General features: G+C 75.6%; 7 protein-coding genes. 3 read left to right on the top strand and 4 right to left on the bottom strand.

The features are described 5' to 3' along the window. A partial coding sequence (locus CUD01_RS16120) for an alpha-L-arabinofuranosidase C-terminal domain-containing protein (protein ID WP_280525835.1) occupies positions 1 to 930 on the top strand: 930 nt, incomplete at its 5' end. Positions 931 to 1,041: 111 nt separating this feature from the next. On the opposite strand, the gene CUD01_RS16115 is transcribed toward CUD01_RS16120, so the two are convergent. Continuing rightward, complete coding sequence (locus CUD01_RS16115) at positions 1,042 to 1,383, bottom strand: cupin domain-containing protein (RefSeq protein WP_094181530.1); 342 nt, start codon at positions 1,381 to 1,383, stop codon at positions 1,042 to 1,044. 82 nt (positions 1,384 to 1,465) lie between these two features. Between CUD01_RS16115 and CUD01_RS16110 the strand changes: the two genes are divergently transcribed. Beyond that, on the top strand, positions 1,466 to 2,686 hold the full coding sequence (locus tag CUD01_RS16110) for a cytochrome P450 (RefSeq protein WP_141322507.1): 1,221 nt from the start codon (positions 1,466 to 1,468) through the stop codon (positions 2,684 to 2,686). Positions 2,687 to 3,016: 330 nt separating this feature from the next. On the opposite strand, the gene CUD01_RS16105 is transcribed toward CUD01_RS16110, so the two are convergent. Next, a complete protein-coding gene (locus tag CUD01_RS16105; RefSeq protein ID WP_141322506.1) occupies positions 3,017 to 3,220 on the bottom strand; it encodes a hypothetical protein in 204 nt (67 codons plus the stop codon). 274 nt (positions 3,221 to 3,494) lie between these two features. On the opposite strand from CUD01_RS16105, the gene CUD01_RS16100 reads away from it, so the two are divergent. Then, positions 3,495 to 3,707, top strand: a complete 213-nt coding sequence (locus tag CUD01_RS16100; RefSeq protein WP_141322505.1) for a hypothetical protein — start codon at positions 3,495 to 3,497, stop codon at positions 3,705 to 3,707. A 123-nt stretch (positions 3,708 to 3,830) separates the two neighbouring features. Here CUD01_RS16100 and CUD01_RS16095 read toward each other — a convergent pair whose 3' ends face one another. Then, positions 3,831 to 4,346 (bottom strand): GNAT family N-acetyltransferase, encoded by a 516-nt coding sequence (locus CUD01_RS16095; RefSeq protein ID WP_244937814.1) that lies wholly within the window; start codon positions 4,344 to 4,346, stop codon positions 3,831 to 3,833. 72 nt (positions 4,347 to 4,418) lie between these two features. Beyond that, the coding region (locus tag CUD01_RS16690) for a hypothetical protein (RefSeq protein ID WP_170209621.1) at positions 4,419 to 4,901 on the bottom strand (483 nt) is incomplete at its 5' end.

Here is a 4,901-nt window from a genome sequence, read left to right as displayed (position 1 = left end):
GTGCGCGACCACGGCGACAACACGGTCTACCGGATCGCCGCCGGCGCGGACTCGGACGACCTGCACTGGACCGAGGCGCTCATGCGCTCGTTCGACCAGGCCGGGCTCGGGCAGTCGCCCGCCGCACCGTTCCAGGCGCTGTCGCTGCACTACTACACGATGACCGGCTCGTGGTCCGCGAAGGGCTCCGCGACGCAGTTCACCACCGACGAGTGGTACCTCGCGCTCGCCCGCGCCGCGCACATGGAGACGCTCCTGCAGCGCCACAGCACCGTCATGGACCGCTACGACCCGCAGCGGAACGTCGGCCTCGTCGTCGACGAGTGGGGCACGTGGTGGGACGTCGAGCCCGGCACCAACCCCGGGTTCCTGTACCAGCAGAACACGCTGCGCGACGCGCTCGTCGCCTCGACCCACCTCGACGCGTTCCACCGGCACGCCGACCGCGTGGTCATGACGAACATCGCCCAGACCGTCAACGTGCTGCAGGCCATGCTCCTGACCGACCCGGACTCCGGGGCGCTGGTCCTCACCCCGACCTACCACGTGTACGAGATGAGCACGGGGCACCACGACGCCGACGCGCTCGCGGTGCACCTCAAGGACGTGCCCGCCGTCGAGACCGCCGGCAAGGAGCTGCCGCTGGTGTCGGCGTCCGCGTCCACGCGCGGCGACACCGCGCTCGTGTCGATCTCGCACCTCGACGCGGCCGAGTCCCGCACTCTCGTCGTCGACCTGCGCGGACGCGAGGTCACGGCGCACACCGCGCGCGTGCTGACCGCCGACCGCGTCGACGCGCACAACACGCCCGACGCGCTCGACCGGGTCGCCCCGCGCCCGCACGACGACGCGGTGCGACCCCACCCGCGCGGCCTCGAGGTCACCCTCCCCCCGGCGAGCTTCGTGACGCTCTCCCTCACGCTCGCCTGACCCGCACCCGACCCCGCTGTTGCTCCGGGTATCCGCCACCAGAGACGGAGCAACCGCGGGGTCGCGGGGTGGTCGCGGGGTCGACGGTGTCCGGACCTGACGTCGGGCCGCTCAGGCGTCGCCGCGCTGGTCCTCGTCGAGGCTCGTGACGGTCGTCAGCAGGAACACGCTGTCCTCCAGCGCGAGCACGGCGTGCCGCTGGTGCGTCAGCACGACGAGCTCGCCGCGCGCGAGGTCGCTCTGCTCGACCCCGGTGACGCGCACCCGCCCCTCGAGCACCTGCAGGCTCGCGGCGGGCGGTGAGTTGTGCTCCGCCAGCTCGACGCCCGCGACGAGCGCGATCACGGTCTGCCGCAGCACGCCGTCGTGCACGACGAGCTGCGCGTCGCGTCCGTGCGCCGAGGCGCGCGCGGCGTCCAGGTGGGTGCGTGCGGCGGTCACGAGGTCCGTCATGTGCTGCCCTCTCTCGTCGGCTGTGCCCAGCCTGCCCTACGAGCCGCGGGCGCGCCCCGGCTCACGGGTCCAGGATGGGCGGGTGACGGAGCACGAGCCTGCCGACGAGCTGAGCCCTGACCCTGACCCGCGCACCGGCCGACGGCACGGTGCGCACGCCGACTGGAACCCGCGCGGCCCGCGCGTGCGCCGCGACCCGGTCGCCGCGTACGACGCACTGCGCGCGCAGTGCCCGGTCGCGCGCGGGCCGGACGGCGCGTGGACCGTGTTCACGCATGTCGACGTGATGCGCGTGGCGCTCGACCACGAGACCTTCTCCAACGCGGTCTCGCGCCACCTGCAGGTGCCCAACGGGGTCGACGGACCCGCGCACACCGCGTACCGCGCGGCCGTGGAGCAGTTCTTCACGCCCGAGCGGATGCGGGAGCTGGAGCCGGTGGTCGGGCGGGTCGCCCAGGCGCTCGTCGGCGGCCTCGTCGTCCCCGGTGCCGTCGACGCCGTGGCGCTCGGCGCGCGGTTCGCGGTGCGAGCCCAGAGCGCCTGGCTCGGGTGGCCCGCCGACCTCGAGGAGGAGCTGCTCGCGTGGGTGCGCGACAACCGCGACGCGACCCGGTCCCGGGACCCGGAGCGCACGGCACGCGTCGCCGCGCGGTTCGACGCGATCATCCGCTCGCTCACCGACGTCCGGCGGGCCGCGGACGCGCCGCAGGACGTGACGACCGAGCTGCTGCGCACCCGCGTCGACGGCCGGGCGCTGAGCGACGACGAGGTCGTCTCGATCCTGCGGAACTGGACGGGCGGTGACCTGGGGTCGATGGCGCTGTGCACCGGCGTCGTGGTCACCTACCTCGCCGACCACCCCGAGCTGCAGGACCACCTGCGCGGCGGTGTGAGCGACCGCGAGCTCGACGCGGTGCTCGACGAGATCCTGCGCATCGACGACCCGTTCGTCAGCAACCGGCGGGTCACCACGCGCCCGGTGGAGCTCGGCGGGCGACGCGTCGGCGCGGGTGAGCGGGTCGTCCTGAGCTGGACGTCCGCGAACCGCGACGAGCGCGTGTTCGGGGACCCGGACGCGTTCGACCCGGTCGGCAACGCGCCGTACAACCTCGTCTACGGGATCGGGAAGCACGTGTGCCCCGGCCGGCCCCTCGCGACGCTGGAGCTGCGCGTGCTGGTCCGCGCGCTGCTGGCGGCCACGGGCGCGGTCCGTCCCGACCCCGACGCGACCCGGGTCCGTGAGCAGCCACCGGCCGGTGGCCTCGCGTCCGCGCCGGTGCTCCTGGTCCCGCGTCCCGCCTGACGACACGCGCACCACCCGTCCGGGTGAGCGGACCGCGGGTCCCCGGGCAGATACCGGGCCCGATGACGACCGGTGTGCCGCCGTCCGTGGTCGACGGCGGGGAGGGGGCGGTCGGAGCGCCGACGACGGCGTGGCCCCGTGTGCCCGAGAGCGCGGTCGTGCGCGCACGACTGCTCGACCGCCTCGACCGGATCGACCCGGTGGGCGTGATCCGTGCGGCACCGGGGCTCGGCCGTACGCTCCTGGCCGCGCAGTGGGCCGGGCGCCAGCACGAGCGTGGACGGCTCGTCGTCTGGGTCGCCGGCGCGGGACGCCGCGGCCGGCCGCCCCTCACGTGGGCCTTCGGTGCGCGCCGCGCTCGTCGCCGCGTTGTGCGCGGCCGGCACCGCCGTCCCCGACGACGTCACGCCCGAGGCCCTCGCCCGGGCCGTCGACTCGCGCGGAGCGCCCGTGGTCCTCGTCGCCGACGACGCCGACGACCTCGCAGCGCCCGACGACGTCACCGCCGTCACCCGGCTCGTCACGGCAGCCCACGGCCTGCGCACCCTCCTCGTCACGGGCACGCGACCGCCGCGGTCCGGGCGTTCGTCCGCGACGTCGTGCTCCCCGGCATCACCGACACCCCCCTGCTCGACGCCGCGATGGTCGTCGCGCTGCCCGTGGACCTCACCGAGCGGACCGCGCGCGTGGTGCTCGACCTCGCCCGCCGGCACGGCCTGGTCCCGGTGCCGGACCCGCTCCTGCTGCTCGAGGCGCGGGCGTCGTCGCGCGGCTGCCCGCCGTCGGCGGCACGCCGCAACGCTGGGTCATGCCCGCGGTGCTGCGCGACGAGCTGCGCGCGCACCTCGCCGAGCACGACCGCGCGTTCGTCGTCGAGGCGCACCGCACGCTCGCGCAGGACTGGACCCTCCTCGAGCTCGTGAGCCTCGAGTTCGGGACGTACCTCGCGGTCATCGGCGGTGCGACCGTCGACGACTGCTACGCCCGGGTCCCCGACCAGGTCGCCGCGACGTCTTGGTGAGCCCGACGACCACACGACCCCGTCGTCCCTCCGGGTAAGCCGGCCCGAAGCCGGAGCAACCACGGGGTCGGCGGGTTCGGGCAGGGGTCGGCGGTGTGCGGGGCGGGGCGGGTGGTGGTTCCGTCAGGTGAGGGGGCGTTGCATGAGGACGACGAGGAAGCCCGGGCGGTCGGTCTGCGCGACCTGCTCGAACCCCCACGAGCGGTAGACGTCGTCGAGGTGCGGGTTCGACGCGCGGTGGTCGAGCCGCAGCCACCGCGCCCCCGCCGCGCGCGCCCGGGAGTCCGCCCACTCCACGAGCGCCCGCCCCAGCCCGGTGCCGGACGCGCGGCGGGCCACCATCAACCCGTGCACGTACAGCGCGGGCGTGTCGTCGTCACCCCAGTAGTCGACGTCCGGGCTGACGAGCCGCAGGCAGCCGCGCAGCCCCTCGTCGTCGTCCTGCACCCACCACTGCCCCTGCTCGACCTGCGCCGCGACGCGCTCGGCCGGCAGCGACCCGAGGGGCCACTGATCCAGCCCGCGTGCGGCCATCCAGTCCTCGAGCGAGCGCCGCAGCGCGTGGATCGCGACGACGTCCTCGGATCGGGCCGGGCGCGGGTCGACGGGCGGCAGGGGCGGGGTCGACGGTCCGGTCACGCCTCCCGACGATAGGCGCGGGCCGGCCGGGGCGCGACGGGGCCTGACGACCCCCGCGCGGTCAGCACCGCGTCAGGCGGACCCCGGGGCGGCGGCGGCGCGGCGGCGCGCACCCGCGCGGACGACCCACCAGATCACGCCCCCGATCGTCAGGCCCAGCCCCACGACGCCGAGCGCGATCGCGACGAACACACCGCCGACGGTCCCGAAGATCCCCGACACGAACTGCGTGAGGTCCGGCCCACGCACGAGCACGACCTGCGCGTCCTGCGTCGTCGCCTCGGGGACGGTGAGCGTGTACTCCCCCGGCTCGACGACGCGGAAGCCCGCGACGAGGACCGCCCGGCTGCCACCCATCGACGCGGTGCCGTCGAGGGGCGACGGCTCGGCCGGGAGCGTCTCGCCGTCGGGACCCGTGAGCTCGACCGTCCCCGGGAGGCCGGCGTCGTGCTCGTCGGACGGGACGACCAGGTACAGGTGGTGGTAGCCGGGCTCGAGCACGGCGGTCGTCGTCCCCGGCGCGGAGGTCGAGGCGACCGCGGCCGAGCCCGGCCC

The organism is Cellulomonas uda, from assembly GCF_006538705.1.
GTDB classification, from domain to species: Bacteria; Actinomycetota; Actinomycetes; order Actinomycetales; family Cellulomonadaceae; genus Cellulomonas; species Cellulomonas uda.
Note: the sequence above shows the minus strand (reverse complement) of the source record. Positions and strands in the feature narration are given on the sequence as shown.